Below are 23,089 nucleotides of genomic sequence, written 5' to 3'. Positions count from 1 at the left end.
GCTCCTGTAAAATTTTGTAATCAGTAACGTTACATTTAAGGTATACACAATTTCCAAATCTGTACATCTAAAATGTACAGATTTTTAGATTTTTTACGATATATTTTATAAATCATTTATTTTTCATTACGTTGGGTTGGCGTTGTGATGGGGGGTGAGTGCAGGATATATTGTACAAAAAGCGCAGGTGCTGGTAAGTTGTACAGCCGAGTCAAACGGTCTCATTAACTGCCGTAAATGGTTGAGATGTAAATTATTTGTCAGGCAATTAATGTGCTATAAATAAACATTCCCCACGTCTTTTGTGGCCAAAACCCTAACCCCCCAGGAATAGCATGCTCACAACCATCATTTACCGCAGTCATATCTGCGAGGACGTTCCAGTGAAAGCGCTGGAAGCAATGGTCGCTGCTGCAAATCGTAAAAATCGGCAATCCAATGTCACGGGGATCCTGCTGTTTAACGGCACACATTTTTTTCAACTGCTGGAAGGGCCGGTTGAGCACGTTTCGGCTATCTATGAGCAGATCTGCAACGACCCGCGCCACCATAACGTGGTCGAGTTAATGCGCGATCACGGCCCTGTCCGGCGTTTTGGCAACGTGGGTATGGAGCTTTTTGATTTGCGCCACTTCGACCGGGACGAGGTGCTGCAGCAGATACTTAATAAGGGGACGACACGCTACCAGCTGGCCTATAACGATCGCCCTCTGCAGTTTTTCCGCACCTTTGTCGAGGCCACGGAAAAAGCGAACTATTTTGAACTGCCGCCTGCGGATACATGGGATTTCGTACGCGAAGAGACGCGTTTGTCCGCACAGCCTGAGGTGGTCGCGAAAGGGGCGGATTGCAGCTTCGCGTTCCAGCCGATAGTCGATCCGTTTATGCAGCAGGTTGTCTCCTGGGAGGCGCTTCTCCGCACCCCGTCCGGCGACTCGCCGGGGGCCTATTTCGCCAGCCTTCCGCAGGAGGAAGTGTACACCTCTGATTTGCAGAGCAAGCAGGTGGCTCTGTCTATGGCCAGCGCGCTGGGGTTACAGGACCAGACGTTATCCCTGAACCTGCTGCCTATGACGCTGGTTAACATTCCCAACGCCGTGGATTTTCTGCTCACCGCGATTGAAGCAAACGGGTTTGTACCTGAGCAAATCGTGGTGGAGTTCACCGAGAGCGAAGCCATTTCCCGTTTTGATGAATTCACGGATTCGGTCAGGCAGTTAAAAAGCGCGGGTATCAGCGTGACGATCGATCACTTTGGTGCCGGTTTTGCCGGGCTGCAGCTGCTGGCCCACTTCCAGCCTGACAGAATTAAGATTAATCGCGATCTGGTCGCGAACGTGCATAAAAGTGGCCCCCGACAGGCCATCATTCAGGCGATCATCAAATGCTGTTCCTCGCTTGAAATCCAGTTCTGCGCGGTGGGGGTAGAGAAGGCAGAAGAGTGGATGTGGCTGGAATCTGCGGGAATTTCCCAGTTCCAGGGGCATCTTTTTGCCAGCCCCCGGCACGGCGGGATTCCAGCCATTGCCTGGCCGGAGAAAAAGTTCGAATTGTGATAAAGCTGTACACAATCTGGCAGACGTTACTGTACGAACGGTAAATTTTATACAACAATGTATTAACAGGTGGATGGGGTGGTAAGCCATTCACCCGTTCAAAATGCGGTCTTAGTTATACAAATGGTTTGTACAATCTGATAAGGTTGGTGCAGTTAGGTATGGAAGTTCTGAGCGTGAGGGAGTTAATGGCCTATTACAGTATCGGCGAAGTGGCCGAACGATGCGGTATCAACCCCGTTACGCTGCGTGCCTGGCAGCGCCGTTATGGATTGTTGAAGCCGCAGCGCAGCGAAGGGGGCCATCGTCAGTTTGACGATGAAGATATCCTGCGTATAGAAGAGATCAAACGCCTGATGAAGAGCGGCGTTTCGGTCGGGAAAGTAAAAGCCTTGCTGGAAAACAAGGAAGTGTTGACTCAGGGCAACTGGGTCTCGTTCCAGGAAGAGATGATGACCGTTCTGCGCTACGCCAGCCCGGCAAAGCTGCGCGCCAAAATTGGTGAGTTCCGCCGCGATCACCCGATAGATTCCCTGATTGACAATATCATTTCTCCCGTCCGGCAGCGGATGAACCAGGACCAAAATACCGTGCGACACATGGCGAGCCTGTTAGACGGAGTCCTGATTGAATTCGCGATTGCAAGCCTGGCGGAGTCCCGTAAGAAAGCCGGTAAAGACGCTCTCCTGATCGGCTGGGAGTGCGATGACCGCACCCATCTGTGGCTCGAAGCCGCGCGCTTAGCGCAGAAGGGCTGGCACATCGACGTCCTGGCAGAACCGATTGATTCGCCGCGTCCTGAACTGTTCCCGGGGCAAAAAATCTTCGTCTGGACGGGGAAATCGCCAACGCCTCGACAGCAGGAACAGCTCGACCACTGGCGTGAACAGGGGTTTGCTGTCTCATTTCATCATTAAGTGTAAGAGGCCTTGAGGGCCTTTTTTTATTTTTGTCACTTTCCACGCAAAAGCTATCTCAAAAATAGGCATTTCCAATGCATATTTTACGTTTCTCCTCTCCTGCCCAAATGCCACAACGAAATGCATTATTAATCAATGCATTGAACAATTAAATCCATCCTGCCTGCATCCTGCCATAGGGTCTATGCTTAATAAAAGTAGGCAAAAAGGGCGGTTTAGCCGAATGCCCCTGCTGACAGAGGGTTGAAGTGATAATCGTTATCACTAACATGGTGTTATGCCCTGATGGCTTATCAGATGAGGTGGACCTATGGAACTGCATTCAGAAACCTTTAATCCTGCCGATTTCGCCTGGCGCGGGTTAACGCTCACGCCAGCGGCGGCGGCACATATTCACGAGCTGGTGGCGAAAAAGCCCGAGATCCTCGGCGTGCGTTTAGGTGTCAAACAGACCGGCTGCGCAGGTTTCGGTTACGTGCTTGATACCGTCACCGAACCCGAGAAAGATGACCTGGTGTTCGAGACCGACGGCGCAAAACTGTACGTCGCGCTGCAGGCCATGCCCTTTATCGACGGCACCGAAGTGGACTACGTCCGCGAAGGCTTAAACCAGTTATTCAAATTTCATAACCCGAAAGCCCAGAACGAATGCGGCTGCGGCGAAAGCTTTGGGGTATAGGCGGAACTATGTCTCGTAATACTGAAGCAACGAGTGAAGTAAATACCTGGAGCGGCGGGCACCTCAACTATAAAGAGGGGTTCTTCACCCAGCTGCAGACCGATGAGCTGGCAAAAGGCATCAATGAAGATGTCGTGCGGGCGATCTCGGCGAAACGTAACGAGCCCGAGTGGATGCTGGAGTTTCGCCTGAGCGCCTACCGCGCCTGGCTGGAGATGGAAGAGCCGCACTGGCTGAAAGCCCACTACGATAAGCTTAATTATCAGGATTACAGCTACTACTCCGCGCCCTCCTGCGGCAGCTGCGATGATACCTGCGCCTCGCAGCCCGGCGCGGTGCAGCAAACCGGCGCGGAGAACAGTTTCCTCAGCAAAGAGGTAGAAGAGGCGTTTAACCAGCTGGGCGTACCGGTGCGCGAAGGGAAAGAGGTGGCGGTGGACGCTATCTTTGACTCGGTCTCGGTGGCTACCACCTACCGCGAGAAGCTGGCAGAGCAGGGGATCATTTTCTGCTCCTTCGGCGAAGCGATTCACGATCATCCTGAACTGGTGAAAAAGTACATCGGAACCGTGGTTCCCTCTAACGATAACTTCTTTGCGGCGCTTAACGCGGCGGTGGCCTCGGACGGTACCTTTATTTACGTGCCGAAAGGCGTGCGCTGTCCAATGGAGCTTTCCACCTATTTCCGTATTAATGCCGAAAAAACCGGCCAGTTCGAACGTACCATTCTGGTCGCGGATGAAGGCAGCTACGTCAGCTATATCGAAGGGTGTTCCGCACCTGTGCGCGACAGCTATCAGCTGCACGCGGCGGTGGTGGAGGTCATCATCCATAAAGACGCCGAGGTGAAATACTCGACGGTGCAAAACTGGTTCCCGGGCGACGGCAATACCGGCGGCATCCTGAACTTCGTGACCAAGCGTGCGCTGTGCGAAGGCGAAAACAGCAAGATGTCGTGGACCCAGTCCGAAACCGGCTCGGCCATCACCTGGAAATACCCGAGCTGCATCCTGCGCGGGGATAACTCCATCGGCGAGTTTTACTCGGTGGCGCTTACCAGCGGCCATCAGCAGGCGGACACCGGCACCAAGATGATCCACATTGGTAAAAACACCAGGTCGACCATTATCTCGAAAGGTATCTCCGCCGGACACAGCCAGAACAGCTATCGCGGGCTGGTGAAAATCATGCCGACGGCGACCAATGCGCGAAACTTCACCCAGTGTGACTCGATGCTGATTGGCGCAGACTGCGGGGCGCATACCTTCCCATACGTCGAATGCCGTAATAACACGGCCCAGCTGGAGCACGAGGCGACCACGTCACGGATTGGGGAAGATCAGCTCTTCTACTGCCTGCAGCGCGGGATCAGCGAAGAGGATGCCATCTCGATGATCGTAAACGGCTTCTGTAAGGACGTGTTCTCTGAACTGCCGCTGGAATTTGCCGTTGAAGCCCAGAAACTCCTCGCCATCAGTCTTGAACACAGCGTCGGTTAAGGAAAGCACATGTTAAGCATTAAAGATTTACAGGTCAGCGTAGAAGATAAAGCCATCCTGCGTGGCCTCAATTTTGACGTCAAGCCGGGCGAAGTCCACGCCATCATGGGGCCGAACGGTTCCGGGAAAAGTACGCTTTCTGCGACGCTGGCGGGACGCGAAGATTATGAGGTGACCCACGGCTCGGTCGAATTTAACGGCAAAGATCTGCTGGAGATGTCGCCGGAAGACCGCGCGGGCGAGGGCATCTTTATGGCCTTCCAGTATCCGGTAGAAATCCCCGGCGTCAGCAACCAGTTCTTCCTGCAAACCGCGCTCAACGCGGTGCGGAAATACCGTGGGCTGGAGGCGCTCGACCGCTTCGACTTCCAGGATTTAATGGAAGAGAAAATCAAGCTGCTGAAAATGCCGGAAGATTTGCTCACCCGCTCGGTGAACGTCGGTTTTTCCGGCGGTGAGAAAAAGCGTAACGACATTTTGCAGATGGCGGTGCTGGAGCCCGAGCTGTGCATTCTGGATGAGACCGACTCCGGTCTGGATATCGACGCCCTGAAGATTGTCGCCGACGGGGTGAACGCCCTGCGCGACGGCAAGCGCTCGTTTATTATCGTCACCCACTACCAGCGCATTCTGGACTACATCAAGCCGGATTACGTCCACGTGCTTTACCAGGGACGCATTGTGAAATCCGGTGATTTCACGCTGGTTAAACAACTGGAGGAGCAGGGTTATGGCTGGCTTACCGAACAGCAGTAATGCGCTCCAGCAGTGGCACCGGCTGTTTGAGGCCCAGGGCGGCACGCGCTCCGAGCAGGCGCAACAGCATCTGCAGCAGATGCTGCGTCTTGGCCTGCCGACGCGTAAGCATGAGAACTGGAAGTACACCCCGCTTGATGGCTTGCTGAACGCCGAGTTTGTGACCCGCCTGGCGGATCTCACGCCTGCACAGCGTGACGCGCTGGCAGTGGGCGTGGATGCCGTGCGCCTGGTGTTTGTCGACGGTCAGTTCCGCCCTGAGCTGAGCGACACGCTCCAGGAGAGCGGCTTTGAGATTGAGATAAACGACGATCGCCAGCGCCTGAGCGCCCCGGTTCAGCCTGAGGTCTTTCTGCACCTGACCGAAAGCCTGGCCCGCAGCGTGACGCATATCGGCGTGAAGCGTAACCAGCGTCCGGCCAAACCGCTGCTGCTGATGCACATCACTCAGGGTCTGGACGGTGACGAAATCAATACCGCGCACTATCGCCACCATCTTGAGCTGGCGGAGGGGGCGGAGGCCACGGTAATCGAGCACTACGTCAGCCTCAATGAGACACGTCACTTTACCGGGTCGCGACTGACGATGAACGTGGCGGCGAATGCCCAGCTACACCACATCAAGCTGGCGTTTGAGAATGCGCAGAGCCACCACTTTGCCCATAACGATATTGTCCTGGGACAGGATGCCGCCGCGTACAGCCACAGCTTCCTGCTCGGCGGGGCGGTGCTGCGCCACAACACCAGCACGCAGCTTAACGGTGAAAACACCACGCTGCGCATCAACAGCCTGGCGATGCCGGTTAAATCGGAAGTGTGTGACACGCGCACGTGGCTGGAGCACAACAAAGGCTACTGCAACAGCCGCCAGCTGCACAAAACCATCGTCAGTGATAAAGGGCGCGCGGTGTTTAACGGCCTGATTAACGTGGCGCAGCACGCCATCAAAACCGACGGGCAGATGACCAACAATAATCTGCTGTTAGGCCGCCTGGCGGAGGTGGACACCAAGCCGCAGCTGGAGATCTACGCCGACGACGTGAAATGCAGCCACGGTGCGACGGTCGGGCGAATCGACGACGAGCAGATGTTCTACCTGCGCTCGCGCGGCATCGACCAGCAGGCGGCGCAGAAAATGATTATCTTCGCGTTTGCCGCCGAACTGACGGAAGCGCTGCACGATGGTCAGTTAAAACTGCAGGTGCTGGATCGGATCGGTCAGCGCCTGCCTGGAGGCGAAGCATGAGTTTTCCCGTCGAAAAAGTACGGGCAGATTTCCCGGTTCTGACCCGCGAAGTAAACGGTCTGCCGCTGGCCTACCTGGACAGCGCGGCCAGCGCGCAGAAGCCGAATCAGGTGGTGGATGCCGAAGCCGAGTTCTATCGCCACGGCTATGCCGCCGTGCATCGTGGTATCCATACCCTGAGCGCCGAGGCGACCCAGCGGATGGAAAACGTGCGCACGCAGCTTGCTGCCTTCCTTAACGCCCGCTCGCCGGAAGAACTGGTCTTTGTTCGCGGGACCACCGAAGGGATCAACCTTGTCGCTAACAGCTGGGGCAACGCGCAGGTCCACGCGGGGGATAACATCATCATCACCCAGATGGAGCACCACGCCAATATCGTGCCGTGGCAGATGCTCTGCGAGCGCGTGGGCGCCCAGCTGCGGGTGATCCCGCTAAACGCTGACGGGACGCTTCAGCTTGAGCAGCTTGACCTCTTGCTGGACGACCGCACGCGGCTGGTGGCGGTTACCCAGGTCTCCAACGTGCTGGGGACAGAAAACCCGGTGGCAGTGATCGTCGAGAAGGCCCATCAGGCGGGCGCAAAGGTCCTGATTGACGGCGCTCAGGCGGTAATGCACCACGCGGTTGACGTCCAGGCGCTGGAGTGTGATTTCTACGTCTTTTCAGGCCACAAGCTCTACGGGCCGACCGGGATTGGCGTGCTGTATGTGAAAGAAGAGATCCTGCAGGCGATGCCGCCGTGGGAAGGGGGCGGGTCGATGATCGCCACCGTTAGCCTGACGGAAGGCACAACCTACGCGCGCGCCCCGTGGCGTTTTGAGGCGGGCACGCCCAACACCGGGGGCATTATCGGGCTGGGGGCGGCGGTCTCTTACGTCTCTGCCATCGGTCTTGATGCCATTCAGGAGTATGAACAGCTGCTGATGCACTACGCGCTTGCAGAGCTTGCCAGCGTGCCGGATTTGACCCTCTACGGGCCTGCCGATCGGCAAGGGGTAATCGCGTTTAATCTTGGGAAACACCATGCCTATGACGTGGGCAGTTTCCTCGATAACTACGGCGTGGCGGTCCGCACCGGGCACCACTGCGCCATGCCGCTGATGGCGTTTTACCAGGTACCGGCAATGTGCCGCGCATCGCTGGTGATGTACAACACGACGGAAGAGGTCGACAGGCTGGTGGCGGGGCTGAAGCGCATTCATCAGCTGCTGGGCTAACGGAGAGGCGAAAGATGGCAGAGCTGCCGGACAAAGATAAATTACTGCGCAACTTCTCGCGTTGCGCAAACTGGGAAGAGAAGTATCTCTATATCATCGAGCTGGGACAGCGTTTGCCGCCGCTCGGTGAAGAGGCGCACAGCCCTGAGAACAGTATTCAGGGCTGCCAGAGCCAGGTGTGGATTGTGATGGCGCAGTCGGATGATGGCACGATCGAATTGCGCGGCGACAGCGACGCCGCGATTGTAAAAGGGCTTATTGCGGTCGTCTTTAGCCTTTACCAGCAGATGTCGGCGCAGGACATTGTCGCGTTCGATGTTCGTCCGTGGTTTGAAAAAATGGCCTTAACCCAACACCTCACCCCGTCCCGCTCTCAGGGACTGGAAGCGATGATTCGCGCCATCCGCGCCAAAGCTGCAATCCTTAGCTAGACTTACAGAACAGCATTCATTCTGTTTCGCGAGGTGGTTCCCGCCTCGCTGGTTTTTCAGCTTTCTGGCGTTCTGTCAGTGAATAAGGAATCTCAGCATGAAGCGCGCGTCTCTCATTACTCTATTACTCCTCAGTTCGCTCGGCGCCCTTCATTCGGCCCGCGCGATGGACTATCCGTTGCCGCCCGCAGGCAGTCGTCTGATTGGGCAAAATCAAACCTACACGATACAGGAAGGGGATAATAAGCTGCAGACCATCGCCCGCCGGTTTAATACGGCGGCGCAGGTGATCCTGGAAACCAACAATACCATTGCGCCGGTAAACCCTGCGCCGGGCACCGTGATAACCATTCCGTCGCAAATGCTGTTGCCGGATACGCCCCGCGAGGGGATTGTGGTGAATCTTGCTGAGCTTCGGCTCTACTACTTCCCGCCGGGGCAAAATATTGTTCAGGTTTATCCTCTGGGCATTGGTCAGCTGGGGCTGGAAACGCCGGTGACGACCACGCGGGTGAGCCAGAAGATCCCGAATCCTACCTGGACGCCCACGCCGGGCATCAGAGCACGCTCTCTGGAGCAGGGCATTAAACTGCCTCCGGTGGTCCCTGCCGGGCCAAATAACCCGCTAGGACGCTTCGCGCTGCGTTTAGGCGTGGGGAATGGGGAATATCTTATCCACGGTACCAGCGCGCCGGACAGCGTTGGCCTGCGGGTCAGCTCTGGCTGTATGCGGATGAACGCCCCGGACATTAAGGCGCTGTTCGAACAGGTGCGGGTGGGCACGCGGGTGCAGATTATTAATGAACCCGTGAAGTTTTCCGTGGAGCCGGATGGTAAACGCTATATTGAGGTCCACCGTCCGCTGGCGCAGGTAGAAGGGGAAAATCCGCAGGTCTCGCCCATTACCCATTCTGCCGACTTTGCGGCCTTTGTTTCTCAGGCAGGAAGCGATAAGGCGCTGATTGATAAAGCGCTGTCACGTCGTGCCGGGATCCCGGTTATCGTGTCGTCCGGTAGCGGCCCGTCAGCCAGCAATAGCGTGTTGTCGGTGCAGAACAGCCGGGTGTCTGCTGCGGTGGCGGAAGATGAAGGGGAGAGGGTGACGCAGTAGGCGTTTGACGCAGGCAAAAAAAATGGCGCACAATGTGCGCCATTTTATTAACAGGTACTATTACTTACGGTATTTAGTAGCCTGGTTGTCCAGACGCTGGTTAGCGCGAGCTGCGTCGTCTTTAGCAGCCTGAACGTCGGAACGCATTGCGTTCACGTCGTTGCTCAGCTGGTCAACTTTAGCGTTCAGAGTCTGAACGTCAGAAGACAGCTGATCGATTTTAGCGTTGCTGGAGCAACCAGCCAGCAGAGTAGAACCCAGGATTACCGCGCCCAGTACCAGTTTAGTACGATTCATTATTAATACCCTCTAGATTGAGTTAATCTCCATGTAGCGTTACAAGTATTACACAAAGTTTTTTGGGTTGAGAATATTTTTTTGATGGGAATACACCTATTTTTGATCGTTCGCTCAAAGAAGCACCGAATCAGCCCTTTTCGGGCAAAAATCTAAGGAAAAAAAGGCATTTATCATCGGATTCATCTTAGATAATTCGCAATTAAATAGAAAAACCCGATTTGCATTTTGAATGCGTTTGGCTAATGCCGGGAATAAAAAAAGCGCCCAATGGGCGCTTTTTATCCAAATTAATTCGTTCGGGAATTATTACAGCACGTGAACAGATGCGGTATTGGTGGTGCCGCTTGGTACCAGGGCGCCAGAAACCATGACCACAACGTCGCCTTTCTGTGCCAGACCGCTTTCCAGAGCCAGTGCTTTACCCTGAATGTAGAAATCGTCAGTAGAGGCGATCTCTTTAACCAGGTGCGCAACGACGCCTTTGCTCAGCACCAGCTGACGAGCGGTGGTTTCGTTGGTGGTCAGGGCCAGGATGGTCGCATCCGGGAAGTATTTACGCACGGCGCGCGCAGATTTACCGCCCTGAGTAGCAACCACAATCAGTGGCGCTTCCAGTTTCTCAGCGGTTTCTACTGCACCGCGGCATACTGCTTCGGTGATGCGCAGCTTGCGGCTGTCGTTGTTGAAGTCCAGACGGCTTGTCATCACGCGGTCAGTACGTTCGCAGATGGTTGCCATGATGCCGACCGCTTCCAGAGGGTATTTCCCTTTCGCGGATTCACCGGACAGCATCACTGCATCGGTACCGTCGAGGATGGCGTTCGCCACGTCACCTGCTTCAGCGCGGGTTGGGCGTGGGTTTTTGATCATGGAGTCCAGCATCTGCGTGGCGGTGATAACCACTTTACGCGCGCGCACACACTTCTCGATCATCATCTTCTGCGCGAAGATCACTTCTTCAACCGGGATTTCAACGCCCAGGTCACCACGTGCAACCATGATGCCGTCAGACGCTTCGAGGATTTCGTCGAAGTTGTTCAGGCCTTCCTGGTTTTCGATTTTGGAGATGATCTGGATCTTCTCGCCGCCGTGTGCTTTCAGGTGCTCACGGATTTCAACCACGTCGGAACGCTTACGGATGAAGGAGGCCGCGACGAAGTCAACGCCTTGCTCGCAGCCGAAGATCAGGTCCTGTTTGTCTTTTTCAGCCAGGGCTGGCAGCGCGATGGAGACGCCCGGCAGGTTAACGCCTTTGTTTTCGCCCAGGTCGCCGTTGTTCAGCACTTTACAGATAACTTTGTTGCCTTCGATAGCGGTGACTTCCATACCGATCAGGCCATCGTCGACCAGCACGGTGTTACCGACGGACAGATCGCTGGTGAAGCCTTCGTAGGTCACTGCAACGATTTCGCTGTTGCCGACGACGGATTTGTCGGTGGTGAAGGTGAAGGTCTGGCCCGCTTTCAGAGAGACGTCGTTACCGCCTTCCAGCTTGATGGTACGGATTTCTGGACCTTTGGTATCCAGCAGGATGGCCGCTTTTTTACCGGTCTTGCTCATCACGTTGCGCAAGTTCTGGATGCGCTGGCCGTGCTCTGCGTAGTCACCGTGGGAGAAGTTCAGACGCATCACGTTCATGCCGGCGTCCAGCATTTTGCTCAGCATCTCTTCAGATTCGGTTTTCGGGCCGATAGTACAAACAATTTTCGTCTTTTTCATGACAGTCTTAGTCTTTAAGTTGGGAAGGATATGGAAATCTCGCTCCGGGGGCGCACCGCCGCGGAGTCAAACCTGTGTTGCAAAAGAGTATATGACACGCACTAAGGATAGGAGACATCAAATGAGCGTGCAGAAGAAAGTGTGCCTGAGTGACAGCCCAACGAAGGAGAGGAGAAGTTGTACGTTGTTTTTTGTATTCCAAGCGCTGAAACCATTCACCAGGGATTAGGCGCGCATTATACGCTGATTTTAAGATAAAAGGAAAATGGAAACGGTGTTTCAGAAATAATCTGTGCTGTTTCACATAATATTGTTATCAAGGCGTTAAGCCATGATGACAACTTATCGCGGCAGGTGAGGGACCTGCCGCACTTTGCTTATTTTTGCAGCGCCTGGCTGAGGTCGGCAATCAGGTCTTTAGGATCTTCAATCCCCACCGACAGGCGGATCAGTTGCGGCACAATGCCGTTTGCGAGGCGTTGCTCAAGCGGAATTGAGGCGTGGGTCATGCTGTAAGGCTGGCTCACCAGACTTTCCACGCCGCCCAGGCTTTCCGCAAGGGTGAACAACTTCAGGTTGCGAATCACCTCGGTGGCGCGTTGCGCATCGCCTTTAACCACGACGGAAATCATGCCACCGGGCAGCGCCATCTGCGTGCGGGCAAGCTGGTACTGCGGATGCGATTCCAGTCCTGGATAGTACACGTTTTCGACCAGCGGATGCTGCTCCAGCCATTGCGCAATGGCCAGCGCGTTGGTGCTGTGCTTTTCGACCCTCAGCGCGAGCGTGCGAATACCGCGCAGCGTCAGGAAGCTGCTGAACGGATCCAGAACACCGCCCACCGCGTTCTGCAGATAGCCGAGCTTGTCCGCCAGCGCCTTGTTGTCACCCACCACCGCCAGCCCGGCGACGACGTCAGAGTGGCCGTTAAGGTATTTAGTGGCGGAGTGCACCACGATATCGAACCCGGACTCCAGCGGACGGTGGATCACCGGCGACGCGAACGTGTTATCCGCCACGCTGATGACGTTATGACGACGGGCGATCGCCGCAATCGCCGCCAGATCCGCCAGCTTCAGCAGCGGGTTGGTTGGCGTTTCGACCCAGACCATACGCGTTTCCGGGCGAATGGCGGCCTCGAGCCCGGCCAGGTCGTCCGGTTTGACCCAGCTGACCTGCAGCCCGGTGCTGCGCTTGCGCACGTTTTCAATCAGACGGTACGTCCCACCGTAAACGTCATCAATGGCGACGATGTGGCTGTCTTTATCCAGCAGTTCGAGCACTGTGGAGATGGCCGCCAGACCGGAGGCAAAAGCGTAGCCGCGCGTGCCGCCCTCCAGTTCGGCAATCGCCGTTTCCAGCGCATGGCGGGTGGGGTTGCCGCTGCGGGAGTACTCGTAGCCGGTATGCTCCCCGGGCGCGGGTTGCGCAAACGTCGAGGTGGCATAAATCGGCGGCATGACGGCCCCGTGCTGGTCGTTGAATTCGCCGCTGTGGACGCTGAGGGTGGCCAAATTTTTCATCATTGATTCCTTTATTGCTGTAGACGGTTGCGCCAGGCGGTCAGAACGTCGCTGCGCGTAATCAGACCGAGAAAACGGTCGTTGTCATTAATGACGGCCACCAGGCCGCGGTCGAAGATGGCGTGCAGGGCGCTTTCCGGCGCGTGCTTGTCAAGGAACTCGACCTGACGCGTCATGGCTGCCGTCACCGGCAGCGCGAAGCGATCGCCGTCGCCGCCGATATGCCGCAGGAGATCCCACTCGTCGATAATGCCCACCACCTTGCCGTTCTCCAGCACCGGCAGCTGGGATATGTCATACAGACGCATGCGCGCCAGGACGGTGGAAAGCGTGTCGTCCGGGGCCGCGGTGACGGTGGCACCTTCGTCGTGGCGCAGGGCGATGTAGTCGGAGAGATCGCCGGCCTGAGGACGCGTGATGAGCCCCTGCTGTCGCATCCAGTCGTCGTTGAACATCTTCGAGAGATATTTATTGCCGCTGTCGCAGGCGAAGGTCACCACGCGCTTCGGCGTGGCCTGCGCCTGGCAATACTTCAGCGCGGCCGCCAGCAGCGTGCCGCTGGAGGAGCCCGCCAGAATGCCTTCCGTTTTCAGCAGCTCGCGCGCGGTGGTGAACGCTTCGCGGTCGGTGATGCGCCAGGCGCGATTCACCCCTTCAATGTGGGCCAGCGGAGGAATAAAGTCTTCGCCAATTCCCTCAACCAGCCAGGAGCCCGCGTCGTGGTAGCGTCCGGTTTCCACCTGGTCGGCGAGAACGGATCCGGCCGGGTCAGCAAGGACAAATTCCGTGTGCGGAGAGTGCTCGGCGAACCACGCCTGCAGGCCGCCCAGCGTGCCGCCTGAGCCGACGCCCACGACGATGGCGTCGATCCTGCCGTCAAGCTGTTCATACAGCTCAGGCGCCGTGGTGGTGCGGTGCGCCAGCGGGTTGGCTTCGTTGTTGAACTGGTCGATGTAAAACGCGCCCGGCAGTTCGTTAGCCAGACGCTGGGCATAATCCTGGTAATAGGCAGGATGGCCTTTGTTGACGTCGGAGCGGGTCAGCACCACCTGGGCACCCAGCGCGCGCAGGTGGAAAATCTTCTCGCGGCTCATTTTGTCCGGCACCACCAGGATCAGCGAGTAGCCTTTCTGGGCGGCGATCAGGGCCAGGCCGAGACCGGTATTGCCCGCCGTGGCTTCAATTATCGTGCCGCCAGGCTGCAGCTTACCGGTACGTTCCGCTTCGTTAATCATCGACAGCGCAACGCGATCCTTAATGGACCCGCCCGGATTCTGGTTTTCCAGCTTCAGAAAGAGCGAGCAGGGACCGGTATCAAGCTTATGCAGCTGGATCAGCGGGGTACGACCAATCAGTTCGGTGACGGAGTGATAAATCGTCATGATGTTTTCCTTTCTGGATGTCATGACGGGATGATAGGGCGGTGAAATTTTCTCAATAAAGAACCATTCACTGCTTTTTAGAACAGAAAGGAATATAAATGATGTTTTTGGATGTCAGGACAGCAAGACGTAAAGTTGTCTGGATGTGAGGATGGCTATACCCGCATAAAATGCTGCAAAAATGAGCGTTTTTGCAGGGTGTCAGCCAGCAGATATACATCAGGCAGATAATCATTGCTGAAATTCATCTAAATGCTTCCCACCCGGTAAATCCGCTATTTATTCCCCAAAGTTATAACACATTCTTTTTTGTTCATTTAAAAGCTGATAACGCCTGTTTACTATCGTTTGGACATCCATACTGCTAAACCGCCGCGGGCGGCACGGATAACGAATAAGAATGATAGTTCTCAGCAATATTTCGAAGGTTTTTGACAACGGAAAGGTGGCGCTCACGGCCGTTGATAATGTCAATTTGACGATAGCACAGGGACAGATATACGGGATCATCGGTTACAGCGGCGCAGGTAAAAGTACGCTTATTCGCTTGCTGAATGGTCTGGAAAAACCGAGCAGCGGCAGCGTAACCATCAACGGGCAGAACATTTCTGCCGCAAAAGGTGAAGCCCTGCGCCAGGCGCGTCTGAAGATCAGCATGGTGTTTCAGCACTTCAACCTGCTGTGGTCGCGCACGGTCAGCGAGAATATTGCGTTCTCGATGCAAATTGCCGGCGTACCGAAAGCCGACATTAAGGCCCGCGTGGCCGAGCTTATTGAACTCGTTGGCCTGAAAGGTCGCGAGCATGCTTATCCGTCACAGCTGAGCGGTGGGCAAAAGCAGCGCGTGGGCATTGCGCGTGCGCTGGCTAATCGCCCGGATGTGCTGCTCTGCGATGAAGCTACCTCCGCGCTTGACCCGCAGACCACCGATCAGATCCTCGATCTGCTGCTGGATATTAACCGTCGTTTCAGGCTGACCATCGTGCTGATCACGCACGAGATGCACGTGGTGCGCAAAATCTGCGACCGCGTGGCGGTGATGGAGAACGGTAAAGTGGTGGAAGAGGGAGACGTGCTGAGCGTCTTTACCCATCCGCAGCAGCCGATTACGCAGCAGTTTGTCCGTCAGGTGAGCCAGTACGCTGAAGAAGAAACGTTCAATACCGAACTGGCAAACGAACTGGAAGGGACGGTCATCAGGCTGACCTTTACCGGGCACAGCACGCATAAACCGATTGTGGGCGAACTGACGCTGCGCTACGGCCTGCCGTTTAACATCCTGCACGGAAAAATGACCCAAACCGCTCACGGCGTGTTTGGTCAGCTCTGGGTGCACGTCGTGGCATCTGATGAACAACTGAACAATATCCTCGCCGACCTGCAGCACAGCGATATTGAAGGCGAGGTGATTAAACATGGCTGAGAATCTCTTTCCGCATCTCAAGTGGGATCAGCTCTGGGCGGCGACGCTGGAGACGCTGTACATGACTGCGCTGTCCGGCGTGGCAACTTTCGTCCTGGGCATCGTGCTGGGTCTGGCGCTGTTTTTAACCGCGCGCGGTGGATTGTTCCACAACCGCACGGTATATAGCGTCATTTCGATTGTGGTGAACGTGTTCCGCTCGATTCCGTTCATCATTTTGATTGTGCTGCTGATCCCGTTCACCAAGACCATTGTCGGCACCATTCTTGGCGCCAACGCGGCGCTGCCGGCCCTGATTGTGGGTGCCGCACCGTTCTACGCACGCCTGGTGGAGATCGCCCTGCGTGAAGTGGATAAAGGCGTCATCGAAGCCACACGCTCGATGGGCGCACGACTGAGCACGCTCGTGTTTCGGGTTTTGCTGCCGGAATCATCACCCGCACTGGTCTCGGGTATTACGGTGACGCTGATTGCGCTGGTGAGCTACAGCGCGATGGCGGGGGTGATTGGCGCCGGTGGTTTGGGAAATCTGGCTTATCTGGAAGGATTCCAGCGCAACCATGGTGACGTCACGCTGGTGGCAACGGTGACCATTCTGATCATCGTTTTCATTATCCAGTTCTGCGGCGATGTCATTACTTCACTGTTAGATAAACGCTAATACCCGTCATATTTCGAGCCTCAGGCGCGTTGGCTGCATTCGTTCACCCCAGTCACTTACTGTATGTAAGCTCCTGGGGATTCACTCACTTGCCGCCTTCCTGTGACTCGAACTATTTAGGGTAACAACAACACACAGGAACCACATCATGAAAAAGACACTGACACTGATCGCCGCTGCAACCCTGAGCGCCCTGAGCTTTGCCTCCTGGGCCGACACCCTGACCGTGGGCGCGTCCAACACGCCGCATGCGGAAATTCTGGAGCAGGCAAAGCCGATTCTGGCGAAGCAGGGGATCGACCTGGAGATTAAACCGTTCCAGGACTACATTCTGCCGAACACCGCGCTGGCGGGTCATGACATCGACGCGAACTATTTCCAGCACATTCCTTACCTGAACAGCGTGCTAAAAGATCATGCGGGCGATAAGGACTACGATTTTGTCAGTGCGGGCGCGATTCACATTGAGCCAATCGGCATCTACTCCAAAAAATACAAGTCGCTGAAAGACCTGCCGGAAGGTGGCAAGATCATCATGCGTGACGCGGTTTCTGAAGAGGGCCGTATTCTTTCCATCTTCGAGAAAGAGGGCGTGATCAAGCTGAAGCCGGGCATCGATAAAGTCACCGCGCGCATCAGCGACATCGTCGAGAACCCGAAAAAACTGAAGTTTACGCCTAACGTGGAAGCGTCTCTGCTGCCGCAGATGTACAACAATAACGAAGGCGACGCGGTGGTGATTAACGCCAACTACGCGATTGACGCCGGTCTGGATCCGGTTCATGACCCGATTGCGGTAGAGAGCGGTGAAAACAACCCGTACGCTAACATCATTACCGTGCATCGCGGTGACGAGAAGAAGAAAGACATCGTCGCGCTGGTGAACGTGCTGCACTCGAAAGAGATTCAGGACTGGATCCGCACCAAGTACAAAGGCGCGGTCATTCCAGTAAACAACTAATTGACTGATTTTACAGATGAAGCCCGGCGAGTCTCTCGCCGGGCTTCTTTTTTGTATCCGGCAGGAGAATCATTTAAGCTCAACGTTTAACAGGCAATGGAGTGATGACGATGGGTAACGTGACCAAAGATGAAGCGCTGTACCAGGAGATGTGCCGGGTGGTCGGAAAGGTGGTGCTTGAGATGCGTGATTTAGGGCAGGAGCCAAAGCATATTGTCATTGCCGGTGTTCTGCGTACCGCGCTGGCGAACCAGCGCGTGAAACGCAGTGAATTGACAACCGAAGCGATGGAAACGGTGGTTAAAGCGCTGGCCGGGTAAGGTGCCAGCGCTTCGCAAGCTGCTCAAGCGAGCAGCAGAGCAGGTAATTGACCACGCCCGTAAAGATAAAAATGGCCGCCGGGTAGATTTGCACCCGGTTGTTGACCTGTCCCGCCACCGTGGTCAGCTCCGGGACGTTCACGATAAACGCCAGCGACGTATCCTTCAGCAGGCTGATAAAAATCCCCACCAGAGACGGCAAAATATTCCCCAGCGCCTGCGGCAGCAGCACGCGCCTCAGGGTTTGCTGCGTGCTGAATCCCTGTGACAGCGCGGCTTCGTACTGCCCGGTCGGCAGCGCGCTCAGCCCGGCCAGGACCGAGTGCATCACGGTGGCCGCCGTAAACCAGGCCAGCGCCAGCGTGACGGTCAGCGCTCCCGGCAGATCGCCCCCGGTGATGAGCGGCAGGAGATACCACATCCAGAAAATCACGAAGATGAGCGGGATCCCGCGAATCAGCTCTGCCCATAAAAAGAGGGCTTTGCGCACGAGCCCGGTAAAGCGCCAGGCCAGGCACGCGAGCGCAATCCCCGCGGGCAGGGCGATAACGGCTGCTCCAGTCGCCATCATCAGCGAGAGCAACACGCCCCCCGGTTCACCGGCTGCCGCGCGTCCCCACAGCAGATAATCGAGGTTATCGGTGATGACATTAAGTCCGGCAATCATGTTTTTCACTCCCTGCGGTGACGACGATCGGACGTTTACGTTTCGCCTGCGGCCCAAGGCGAACCAGCACCATTCCCATGACCAGACCGGTCAGGAGATAGAGTGCGGTACCGAGGGTAAATGCCTCCAGCGCGTGCGCGTTATAGCTTTCGATCTGCCTGACCTGATAGGTGAGCTCGGCGAAGCCAATCCCGCTGGCGAGCGAGGAGAGCTTCATCAGGTTGAGATACTGTCCCACAACCGGCTGCCAGGCGTTAGCCAGCCCCTGCGGCAGCAGGATGTAGCGAAACACGCGCCACGTAGAGAAACCCTGGGCGAGCGCCGCCTCCCGTTGCCCGGCTGACACAGACCGCAAGCCTGATTCCACTTCTTCGATTAAAAACGCCGAGGTAAATACGCCCAGCCCCCAGGCAGAACATAAAAATTCGGGCGTAAACCACCAGACGTCGCCGGGCAGAATGGACCAGATGTGATCGGCGTTGACCGCGTCGCGAAACGCCTGCGGCAGCCCGTTCCAGGCGGCAAAATACCAGAACAGCAGCTGCACCAGCAGCGGCGTATTGCGAAACAGCGATACCCAGCCGCTGACGATCGCTTTCCCGACGCGTCCACCGGACAGGCGCAGGAGCATAAAGAGCAGTGCGAGCAGGCTGACCAGCGCGATCCCCGCCAGCGTCACCCACAGGGTGGTGAGAAATCCGGAAAGTATCCACTGCAGAGGCTGTCCGGTCAGTACTCCCTGCCAGTCGAGCGCGGGCATTACAGATGCTCCTGATGCAGCGGGTCCAGCACCTTTTGCAGGAACCGCTGCGCGCGCGGATGCGCTGGCTGGCTGAAAAACTGCGCCGGCGGCGCGGTTTCCAGAATTTGCCCGCCGTCGATAAAGACAATCCGGTCGGCAATTTCCCGGGCAAACTGCATCTCATGGGTCACCACGATCATCGTGATCCCGCTGTGGGCGAGGGCTTTCATCACAAACAGCACCTCACCAATCATCTCGGGATCGAGTGCCGACGTCGGCTCGTCAAAGAGAATGATTTGCGGTGACGAGGCCAGGGCGCGGGCAATCGCCACCCGCTGCTGCTGTCCACCGGAAAGCTCAGCCGGGTAATGGTGGGCTTTTTCCAGCATCCCGACTTTCTCCAGCAGGGCCAGCGCGCGCGCCTGAGCGGGCAGCGGCTTCCAGCCGTGGACGTGCTCAAGCGCCAGGGTGATGTTCTGGCTGGCGGTGAGGTGGGCATAAAGATTGAACTGCTGAAACACAAACCCCACGCGGCTTCGCAGCTGGCGCAGCCCGCTACCGGAGAGCCTGCCGGTAGGCTTGTTGTCGACCAGGATCTCCCCGCCGCTCAGGGGTTCAAGCTGGTTGATAAGACGAATCAGGGTGGATTTACCGGAACCCGACGGGCCGAGGATGGCAACCACTTCACCGGGCGTGATGGTGAGGTTAATGTCGTTTAAAATCTGATGGTCACCGTAGCGTTTGTCCACGTGGCGAAACTCGACGCTGGCCTGTTCCAGATGTGAAAAATCCGCGGCACCGGCCGCGGAGTGTGAAAATAAACCTGAGAGCATATTACTTAGCTTCTATTTTAAAGGCGCGAGGCTGTGGGGCTGGGGTGCCTGGACCAAACCAGACGTCGTAGATTTTTGCCGCCTGGCCGTTCTTCTCGAGATTGACCAGCTCATCGTTGACGGCTTTCAGCAGCGCCGTTTCACCTTTCTTCACCCCCACGCCAATCTCTTCTTTACTGAGCAGGTCGGGCAGGATTTTGAAGTTGGCTTTATCCGGCGCCTGCGCCAGCAGACCGGCCAGAATGGTGCTGTCCTGAGTGATGGCCTGTACGTTGCCGTTGCGCAGCGCGGTCAGCGCCAGCGGAATATCGTCATAAGAGAGGACGCGGGACTGCGGGAAGCGCTGGTGCAGCGCCTGCTCGCCCGTCGTGCCTTTGACCGCGCCAATGCGCGCCCGGCTGTAGTCATCGAGCTTGTCCGGAGATTTCGCCGGAACGAGGAACTGCTGGCCGGTAACGAAGTAAGGCGTCGAGAAATCAATGACCTGTGCGCGTTCTGGGGTGATAGTAATATCCGCCACGATCAGGTCGGCTTTGCCGGACTGCAGCAGCGGAATGCGGTTGGCCGGATTGGTGGCAACCAGTTCAAGCTTCACGCCGAGCGATGTTGCCAGCGCTTTGGCGAAGTCCACGTCGTAACCCACGATCTCATGCGTTTTGGCATCAATCGAGCCAAACGGCGGGTTGGCATCAAACGTGGCGACTTTCACCACCCCTGCTGCCTTGATATCCGCCAGCTGATCGGCCTGCGCCTGCGCTGAAAACAGGCCCCAGGCTGCCACTACGCCCAGAACCAGCGTCCGTTTTTTAAACCCTTTCATTTTTGCTGCCATAGTCATACGCCATCCCGTTGTTTTTGTTTTACCCCGTTACGCTCCCATAAGGGAAAGCTATCGCCAAATAAGAAATCGTTCTTTGCTATGAGCAAAAAAGCATTAGTGAACAAGGTGTTAATGAAGCGTGAAAAGGACGGGGCGCTATTTGCAGATCCTGCACATCGACAGTGGATTTTGGTATTTCCCCTGCACGGGAGTGGGGTGCTTAACTGAAGGCAGATACGGCGAGAGAGGGTAAGACGATGAAAAAATGGATCAGCACGTTACGGAGGTTTTTTGCGACCCGACCAGCGAATGCGGAGAACAGCGCGCAACGTGTTCTTGAGTCGATACTGCCTGTCGCCAGCCTGTATGGCGTAGACGTTGCCAACATTGACCCGGAGTGGTTCCATGATAAAACGCCACGCTGAACTGCGCCGCACGCGCGAAACGTACTGGAATGAGGTGTGCGTGACGTCTGTAAAGCCTCAAAAGACGGAAAAGTACGCTCTGAATCATTCGGTTAATTAGCCCGCTTTTGTTACCAATGTGTCCTTTCAGTCATGGAGAAAATGATGAAACGGACCACGTTAACACGCGCGCTTTCTGTCCCTGCGCTACTTTTCACAGTTCATGCGGCACACGCCGCACCGCAGGCGCATGTTGTTTGCGGCTATTCCCATACCCTTGGCGATGACGCCATTATGATGTACGGCATGCCCAACGAGGCCATGCTGCACGACTTCTTCGGCAACGTGCAAACGGATGCTGACTCCAGCCGTGAATCCCTGCGCCGGGATGAAAAGACCACCTGCGATAACAAAGCCGACAGCTCTGCCTACTGGGCACCTTCGCTTCGCCTGCCTGACGGCACGGTCGTCAAACCGGCGTATCAAAAAACCTATTATCAGGCATCGAACGTGGACGCCTGGCCGCTACACCCTTTCCCGGCGGGGCTGTCGCTGCTGGCGGGCGACCATCACGGTAGTGCGCCGAATCCACATATCACCTTTTTATGTGCCAACGGCAAGGGTTACACCACCAAAACCGGTGAGGTTTGCGGCTTGCGCAAGGCGAACGATGCCGTGCAGTTTAATATCGGCATTCAGTTTCCTAACTGCTGGGATGGAGTGAACCTGAAGCCTGCCCATGGTCTGATTAACGCCACCTACGACGTCAAGGGGCAGTGCCCGTCCACCTTCCCGGTGAAAATTCCCACCGTGAACATGAACATTGCTTACGTACTCCCGACGATTAGCTCGCTTGATACCAGCAAAGTGCAGCTCTCCATGGACCCCATCATGCACGGCGATGAGCGAGAAGAGCGGTGGGGTAGCCTGTATACGGCGCATGCAGATTTTATGAACGGCTGGACGGAAGACGCCGCGCGCTTTATGACGGACCTGTGCATGAACCGCGGGTTAGATTGTGGCACCACCGTCCCGTATGGTTATTCCAGAGCGAAGGCCAACGTCTGGCTCAGCAGCCTGGAGCCAGACCTCTCCCAGCCCGAACCGCAGGTTTTACTGGTGCAGGATAACTGGCAGAACGGGGGGCGCACGAAAAACAGCGAAACGCTGTCGCTGGTGAAGTTCCACATTCCCCCTCTGCCTGCCGGGCAGGATCCTTCGCAGTTTACATACCGCGTGCGGATTTATGGCGGCAAAGTGGAAACTAACGGTGCCGATCAGATCTTCTTCTATCCGGCCAGCAATGACTGGGATCCTGCTACCGTAAGATGGGCCTCGCGTCCGGCCTGTAACTATCGCTCCGACGCAGTGCTCTATCTGAACCATTCTCGTGAATACCGGATGGTGAACGTGGACAAAGCCGTGCGCAAGGCGCTGGCGGAAGGAAAAACCGAAATCTCGTGGTATATCGGCGGTGACCGCCAGGGGAATCATTACCAGTTCGAACCGGCGTCTTCATCAGAAAGCCTGGTTCTGATGCTAACGGGGTTTAAAAAGACGCCTGAGCTGTAATCTTCCCCGCAATGAAAAAAGCACCGGTTTTCCGGTGCTTTTTTGTCAGATCTTGCAGGCGTCGCCGCAGTCGTCGTCGGCAATAATCGCCTGCGCTTTTTTATCCGCATCGTCCAGACGTTCTGCGTTACGCTCTTCCGCTTCATCCAGACCGTTAAAAACTAAGTTATCGAGATCAATTTCCATGTTGCACCTGCTCTGTTCGGTTTTTGATACTGGCACAGTATAGGGTAAAAAACGCCTGACCTGCCCCCACGATTAGATACAACACTCAGTTAGTAACGTCGGAATCTTCATTCTCAGAATGACCCTTTCTCCAGCCCGCTGCAAATTCAGACGGTGTCTGA

The 23,089-nt window shown here is 56.0% G+C and carries 25 protein-coding genes; 15 read left to right on the top strand and 10 right to left on the bottom strand.

Features of this window, described 5'->3' with window-relative positions; translation table 11 throughout:
* Positions 1-335: 335 nt before the first annotated feature.
* The 9 genes from ACOTXI_RS00125 (at position 336) to ldtE (ending at position 9,415) form a co-directional block, all read left to right on the top strand.
* Entirely contained in the window at positions 336-1,556 is a 1,221-nt protein-coding gene (locus tag ACOTXI_RS00125) for a diguanylate phosphodiesterase (protein ID WP_025911631.1), read from the top strand.
* Between the two features lie 188 nt (positions 1,557-1,744).
* Positions 1,745-2,473 (top strand): MerR family transcriptional regulator, encoded by a 729-nt coding sequence (locus ACOTXI_RS00120; protein ID WP_008500632.1) that lies wholly within the window; start codon positions 1,745-1,747, stop codon positions 2,471-2,473.
* 313 nt (positions 2,474-2,786) lie between these two features.
* Positions 2,787-3,155 carry a Fe-S cluster assembly scaffold SufA gene (gene sufA / locus ACOTXI_RS00115; protein WP_008500631.1) on the top strand — a complete coding sequence of 123 codons (369 nt, stop codon included), beginning with the start codon at positions 2,787-2,789 and terminating at the stop codon, positions 3,153-3,155.
* Positions 3,156-3,163: 8 nt separating this feature from the next.
* Entirely contained in the window at positions 3,164-4,654 is a 1,491-nt protein-coding gene (gene sufB / locus ACOTXI_RS00110; protein WP_008500630.1) for a Fe-S cluster assembly protein SufB, read from the top strand.
* Positions 4,655-4,663: 9 nt separating this feature from the next.
* Complete coding sequence (sufC, locus tag ACOTXI_RS00105) at positions 4,664-5,410, top strand: Fe-S cluster assembly ATPase SufC (RefSeq protein ID WP_008500629.1); 747 nt, start codon at positions 4,664-4,666, stop codon at positions 5,408-5,410.
* The gene (gene sufD / locus ACOTXI_RS00100) at positions 5,385-6,656 is read left to right on the top strand and encodes a Fe-S cluster assembly protein SufD (RefSeq protein ID WP_058654087.1); all 1,272 of its coding nucleotides are present in this window, start codon (positions 5,385-5,387) and stop codon (positions 6,654-6,656) included. The genes sufC and sufD overlap by 26 nt, the downstream gene beginning before the upstream one ends.
* Positions 6,653-7,873 carry a cysteine desulfurase SufS gene (sufS, locus tag ACOTXI_RS00095; protein WP_058654086.1) on the top strand — a complete coding sequence of 407 codons (1,221 nt, stop codon included), beginning with the start codon at positions 6,653-6,655 and terminating at the stop codon, positions 7,871-7,873. Before sufD ends, sufS begins: the two co-directional genes overlap by 4 nt.
* A gap of 14 nt (positions 7,874-7,887) precedes the next feature.
* Positions 7,888-8,304, top strand: a complete 417-nt coding sequence (gene sufE, locus ACOTXI_RS00090) for a cysteine desulfuration protein SufE (protein ID WP_008500626.1) — start codon at positions 7,888-7,890, stop codon at positions 8,302-8,304.
* Positions 8,305-8,401: 97 nt separating this feature from the next.
* On the top strand, positions 8,402-9,415 hold the full coding sequence (gene ldtE, locus ACOTXI_RS00085; RefSeq protein ID WP_021241112.1) for a L,D-transpeptidase LdtE: 1,014 nt from the start codon (positions 8,402-8,404) through the stop codon (positions 9,413-9,415).
* A 60-nt stretch (positions 9,416-9,475) separates the two neighbouring features.
* On the opposite strand, the gene lpp is transcribed toward ldtE, so the two are convergent.
* From lpp to ACOTXI_RS00060, 5 genes are all read right to left on the bottom strand, one after another.
* The gene (gene lpp / locus ACOTXI_RS00080; protein WP_001082307.1) at positions 9,476-9,712 is read right to left on the bottom strand and encodes a murein lipoprotein Lpp; all 237 of its coding nucleotides are present in this window, start codon (positions 9,710-9,712) and stop codon (positions 9,476-9,478) included.
* A gap of 309 nt (positions 9,713-10,021) precedes the next feature.
* Entirely contained in the window at positions 10,022-11,434 is a 1,413-nt protein-coding gene (pykF, locus tag ACOTXI_RS00075) for a pyruvate kinase PykF (RefSeq protein ID WP_045284943.1), read from the bottom strand.
* 7 nt (positions 11,435-11,441) lie between these two features.
* Positions 11,442-11,738, bottom strand: coding sequence for a hypothetical protein (locus tag ACOTXI_RS00070; protein WP_418251755.1), 297 nt, complete (start codon positions 11,736-11,738; stop codon positions 11,442-11,444).
* 73 nt (positions 11,739-11,811) lie between these two features.
* Entirely contained in the window at positions 11,812-12,957 is a 1,146-nt protein-coding gene (locus ACOTXI_RS00065; RefSeq protein ID WP_021241113.1) for a trans-sulfuration enzyme family protein, read from the bottom strand.
* 11 nt (positions 12,958-12,968) lie between these two features.
* Entirely contained in the window at positions 12,969-14,339 is a 1,371-nt protein-coding gene (locus ACOTXI_RS00060; protein ID WP_032651589.1) for a pyridoxal-phosphate dependent enzyme, read from the bottom strand.
* Between the two features lie 400 nt (positions 14,340-14,739).
* On the opposite strand from ACOTXI_RS00060, the gene ACOTXI_RS00055 reads away from it, so the two are divergent.
* The 4 genes from ACOTXI_RS00055 (at position 14,740) to fumD (ending at position 17,704) form a co-directional block, all read left to right on the top strand.
* A complete protein-coding gene (locus ACOTXI_RS00055; RefSeq protein ID WP_049121389.1) occupies positions 14,740-15,762 on the top strand; it encodes a methionine ABC transporter ATP-binding protein in 1,023 nt (340 codons plus the stop codon).
* The gene (locus tag ACOTXI_RS00050; protein WP_028017271.1) at positions 15,755-16,423 is read left to right on the top strand and encodes a methionine ABC transporter permease; all 669 of its coding nucleotides are present in this window, start codon (positions 15,755-15,757) and stop codon (positions 16,421-16,423) included. Before ACOTXI_RS00055 ends, ACOTXI_RS00050 begins: the two co-directional genes overlap by 8 nt.
* A 148-nt stretch (positions 16,424-16,571) precedes the next feature.
* Positions 16,572-17,384, top strand: a complete 813-nt coding sequence (locus tag ACOTXI_RS00045; RefSeq protein WP_008500616.1) for a MetQ/NlpA family ABC transporter substrate-binding protein — start codon at positions 16,572-16,574, stop codon at positions 17,382-17,384.
* A 110-nt stretch (positions 17,385-17,494) separates the two neighbouring features.
* Positions 17,495-17,704 (top strand): fumarate hydratase FumD, encoded by a 210-nt coding sequence (fumD, locus tag ACOTXI_RS00040; protein WP_008500615.1) that lies wholly within the window; start codon positions 17,495-17,497, stop codon positions 17,702-17,704.
* On the opposite strand, the gene ACOTXI_RS00035 is transcribed toward fumD, so the two are convergent.
* The 4 genes from ACOTXI_RS00035 to ACOTXI_RS00020 are packed head-to-tail and all read right to left on the bottom strand — an operon-like array spanning position 17,685 to position 20,778.
* Entirely contained in the window at positions 17,685-18,371 is a 687-nt protein-coding gene (locus ACOTXI_RS00035) for an amino acid ABC transporter permease (protein WP_058654085.1), read from the bottom strand. The genes fumD and ACOTXI_RS00035 overlap by 20 nt on opposite strands.
* Positions 18,355-19,131 carry an amino acid ABC transporter permease gene (locus ACOTXI_RS00030; protein WP_058654084.1) on the bottom strand — a complete coding sequence of 259 codons (777 nt, stop codon included), beginning with the start codon at positions 19,129-19,131 and terminating at the stop codon, positions 18,355-18,357. Before ACOTXI_RS00030 ends, ACOTXI_RS00035 begins: the two co-directional genes overlap by 17 nt.
* Positions 19,131-19,946 (bottom strand): amino acid ABC transporter ATP-binding protein, encoded by an 816-nt coding sequence (locus ACOTXI_RS00025; protein WP_058654083.1) that lies wholly within the window; start codon positions 19,944-19,946, stop codon positions 19,131-19,133. Before ACOTXI_RS00025 ends, ACOTXI_RS00030 begins: the two co-directional genes overlap by 1 nt.
* Before the next feature lies 1 nt (position 19,947).
* Positions 19,948-20,778, bottom strand: coding sequence for an ABC transporter substrate-binding protein (locus ACOTXI_RS00020; protein ID WP_021241119.1), 831 nt, complete (start codon positions 20,776-20,778; stop codon positions 19,948-19,950).
* Between the two features lie 245 nt (positions 20,779-21,023).
* Between ACOTXI_RS00020 and ACOTXI_RS00015 the strand changes: the two genes are divergently transcribed.
* Together ACOTXI_RS00015 and ACOTXI_RS00010 are read left to right on the top strand one after the other, a co-directional pair.
* A complete protein-coding gene (locus tag ACOTXI_RS00015) occupies positions 21,024-21,191 on the top strand; it encodes a hypothetical protein (protein WP_008500610.1) in 168 nt (55 codons plus the stop codon).
* Positions 21,192-21,335: 144 nt separating this feature from the next.
* Positions 21,336-22,742, top strand: coding sequence for a DUF1996 domain-containing protein (locus ACOTXI_RS00010; RefSeq protein WP_046091742.1), 1,407 nt, complete (start codon positions 21,336-21,338; stop codon positions 22,740-22,742).
* A 45-nt stretch (positions 22,743-22,787) separates the two neighbouring features.
* Here the strand turns inward: ACOTXI_RS00010 and ACOTXI_RS00005 are convergent, their stop codons facing one another.
* Positions 22,788-22,928: a hypothetical protein gene (locus ACOTXI_RS00005; protein WP_008500607.1), complete on the bottom strand. Its 141-nt coding sequence runs from the start codon at positions 22,926-22,928 to the stop codon at positions 22,788-22,790.
* Between the last annotated feature and the right edge of the window lie 161 nt (positions 22,929-23,089).

This window comes from Enterobacter cloacae complex sp. BZL2005 (assembly GCF_049238885.1).
Taxonomy (GTDB): domain Bacteria; phylum Pseudomonadota; class Gammaproteobacteria; order Enterobacterales; family Enterobacteriaceae; genus Enterobacter; species Enterobacter roggenkampii.
Note: the sequence above shows the minus strand (reverse complement) of the source record. Positions and strands in the feature narration are given on the sequence as shown.

Excerpts from the sequence above, each read along its gene's own strand:
- ACOTXI_RS00125 (WP_025911631.1), top strand. The coding sequence starts at position 336 with ATGCTCACAACCATCATTTACCGCAGTCATATCTGCGAGGACGTTCCA.
- ACOTXI_RS00120 (WP_008500632.1), top strand. The coding sequence starts at position 1,745 with ATGGCCTATTACAGTATCGGCGAAGTGGCCGAACGATGCGGTATCAAC.
- sufA (WP_008500631.1), top strand. The coding sequence starts at position 2,787 with ATGGAACTGCATTCAGAAACCTTTAATCCTGCCGATTTCGCCTGGCGC.
- sufB (WP_008500630.1), top strand. The coding sequence starts at position 3,164 with ATGTCTCGTAATACTGAAGCAACGAGTGAAGTAAATACCTGGAGCGGC.
- sufC (WP_008500629.1), top strand. The coding sequence starts at position 4,664 with ATGTTAAGCATTAAAGATTTACAGGTCAGCGTAGAAGATAAAGCCATC.
- sufD (WP_058654087.1), top strand. The coding sequence starts at position 5,385 with ATGGCTGGCTTACCGAACAGCAGTAATGCGCTCCAGCAGTGGCACCGG.
- sufS (WP_058654086.1), top strand. The coding sequence starts at position 6,653 with ATGAGTTTTCCCGTCGAAAAAGTACGGGCAGATTTCCCGGTTCTGACC.
- sufE (WP_008500626.1), top strand. The coding sequence starts at position 7,888 with ATGGCAGAGCTGCCGGACAAAGATAAATTACTGCGCAACTTCTCGCGT.
- ldtE (WP_021241112.1), top strand. The coding sequence starts at position 8,402 with ATGAAGCGCGCGTCTCTCATTACTCTATTACTCCTCAGTTCGCTCGGC.
- lpp (WP_001082307.1), bottom strand. The coding sequence starts at position 9,712 with ATGAATCGTACTAAACTGGTACTGGGCGCGGTAATCCTGGGTTCTACT.
- pykF (WP_045284943.1), bottom strand. The coding sequence starts at position 11,434 with ATGAAAAAGACGAAAATTGTTTGTACTATCGGCCCGAAAACCGAATCT.
- ACOTXI_RS00065 (WP_021241113.1), bottom strand. The coding sequence starts at position 12,957 with ATGAAAAATTTGGCCACCCTCAGCGTCCACAGCGGCGAATTCAACGAC.
- ACOTXI_RS00060 (WP_032651589.1), bottom strand. The coding sequence starts at position 14,339 with ATGACGATTTATCACTCCGTCACCGAACTGATTGGTCGTACCCCGCTG.
- ACOTXI_RS00055 (WP_049121389.1), top strand. The coding sequence starts at position 14,740 with ATGATAGTTCTCAGCAATATTTCGAAGGTTTTTGACAACGGAAAGGTG.
- ACOTXI_RS00050 (WP_028017271.1), top strand. The coding sequence starts at position 15,755 with ATGGCTGAGAATCTCTTTCCGCATCTCAAGTGGGATCAGCTCTGGGCG.
- ACOTXI_RS00045 (WP_008500616.1), top strand. The coding sequence starts at position 16,572 with ATGAAAAAGACACTGACACTGATCGCCGCTGCAACCCTGAGCGCCCTG.
- fumD (WP_008500615.1), top strand. The coding sequence starts at position 17,495 with ATGGGTAACGTGACCAAAGATGAAGCGCTGTACCAGGAGATGTGCCGG.
- ACOTXI_RS00035 (WP_058654085.1), bottom strand. The coding sequence starts at position 18,371 with ATGATTGCCGGACTTAATGTCATCACCGATAACCTCGATTATCTGCTG.
- ACOTXI_RS00030 (WP_058654084.1), bottom strand. The coding sequence starts at position 19,131 with ATGCCCGCGCTCGACTGGCAGGGAGTACTGACCGGACAGCCTCTGCAG.
- ACOTXI_RS00025 (WP_058654083.1), bottom strand. The coding sequence starts at position 19,946 with ATGCTCTCAGGTTTATTTTCACACTCCGCGGCCGGTGCCGCGGATTTT.
- ACOTXI_RS00020 (WP_021241119.1), bottom strand. The coding sequence starts at position 20,778 with ATGGCAGCAAAAATGAAAGGGTTTAAAAAACGGACGCTGGTTCTGGGC.
- ACOTXI_RS00015 (WP_008500610.1), top strand. The coding sequence starts at position 21,024 with ATGAAAAAATGGATCAGCACGTTACGGAGGTTTTTTGCGACCCGACCA.
- ACOTXI_RS00010 (WP_046091742.1), top strand. The coding sequence starts at position 21,336 with ATGAAACGGACCACGTTAACACGCGCGCTTTCTGTCCCTGCGCTACTT.
- ACOTXI_RS00005 (WP_008500607.1), bottom strand. The coding sequence starts at position 22,928 with ATGGAAATTGATCTCGATAACTTAGTTTTTAACGGTCTGGATGAAGCG.